The 1,401-nt window shown below is 59.7% G+C and carries 1 protein-coding gene; it reads right to left on the minus strand.

The genetic code is table 11. The annotated features are described in order from the left end of the window. Positions 1-186: 186 nt before the first annotated feature. Positions 187-1,353, minus strand: a complete 1,167-nt coding sequence (locus APQ99_RS12445; protein WP_136361365.1) for an ISH3 family transposase — start codon at positions 1,351-1,353, stop codon at positions 187-189. Positions 1,354-1,401: the final 48 nt, after the last annotated feature.

Below are 1,401 nucleotides of genomic sequence, written 5' to 3' on the forward strand. Positions count from 1 at the left end.
TCAGTACCTCACAAAGCATCCTCGGCTAGCTGTTTCTGCGGCCTGAGTTCTGTGTCGAGACGGGTGTGCTGACGGTCTCGACGAGAGAATCACGGACGGGTCGATGGAGAGCTGTCGCTGTCGGCGGCGGTCAGCCGCCGACGCGACAGCGTCGCCACTCACTCCGCTGGCTTGCTTGGTCGGTGGTTAGCGATCGAATCGGTCGTCAGGTGGCCGATTCGCGGGGACGGCCCGACGCACCGCGAGGGCCGTCCACGCAGCACGTCGAATCATATTGATGAACTCCTTGTACGGCCACCACCAGAGGCGACGCCCGCCCCGGCGGGGCGTCGCCACGTATTCGTAGTGGAGATACCGCCACGCGTTCTGTAACAACAGACTCACCACGACGTACAGCAGTCTCACCGTTGCGTCTCGCGTCGTTGTTGTCGCTATCGCTTGCTCGGACAAGCGATAGCTCGACTCGATACCGAAGCGTTTGCTGTAGTGGTATCGAGCGTCGCGTGGTGAGTCAATAAACGGCGCGTCAGCGGCGTAGCCGTGACGTGCCACCCCATTCTCGTCATACTTCCCGTTCAGGTACGTACAGTCGATGTGGACGGGAAACTCGACGGTCCAGCTGTGACCGTCGAGTGTCCCTGTCAGGTCATGTTGAATGACGCGACTCCAGCCGTTCGAGAGTTCCTGCTGAATCGTCTTTCCCCACCGGATGATCGGGATTACGTACGCGTAGTTGTGCGCTTGGAGGAGCGTGAGACACTTGCTGTCGTAGAAGCCGCGATCGAGGTAGACGGCCTTGACACCAAAGTCAAGGCCGTCAAGCAGTCCGAGGAACTCCGCGAGGACGCTGCTGGCGGTGTCGCCGTCTTCGAGACGGCGCACCGCCAGCGTGTAGCGTTTGTTCTTCACACGCGCGTAGAGTGTCGCGTAGGCGTGGAACGCGGTGGTTCCACGCTTGGCCTCGGAGCGATAGAGGCCGTCTGTGTCGTCTTCGTCACCGTAGTAGGGCCGCAGGTGGAGGTCTGCGCAGACCTCCACCTGCTCAGGGAGCAATTCGACGATATCTCGCCGAAGGAGCGTGTTAGCGACTCGTTCGAGCCAGTCGAGCTCGAACTTCGTCCGCAGATGGTACAGGACCGTGTTTGCAGGCGGTGAATCTTCGCTTCTCTCACAGAGCGTCGAGACCGAGGTCCCGTCGGCGCAAGCGCCGACGAGGACCTCGTAGATGTCCTCAGGTTCGATTTCAGCGTTGTTCGCAAGGCCGAGAGAAACTTCCTCGTCAAGCTGGTTGACGAGGAAGTTAAGGAGCTGGTCTTCGTGGATCTCACTGTCTGCTTGCTTGGTTCTAGACACACCATCAGCAAGCAGACGTTCTCACTAACCAGCTTTGTGAGGTACTGA

Source organism: Halobacterium salinarum DSM 3754 (genome assembly GCF_008124605.1).
In the GTDB taxonomy this organism is placed as follows: Archaea; Halobacteriota; Halobacteria; order Halobacteriales; family Halobacteriaceae; genus Halobacterium; species Halobacterium salinarum.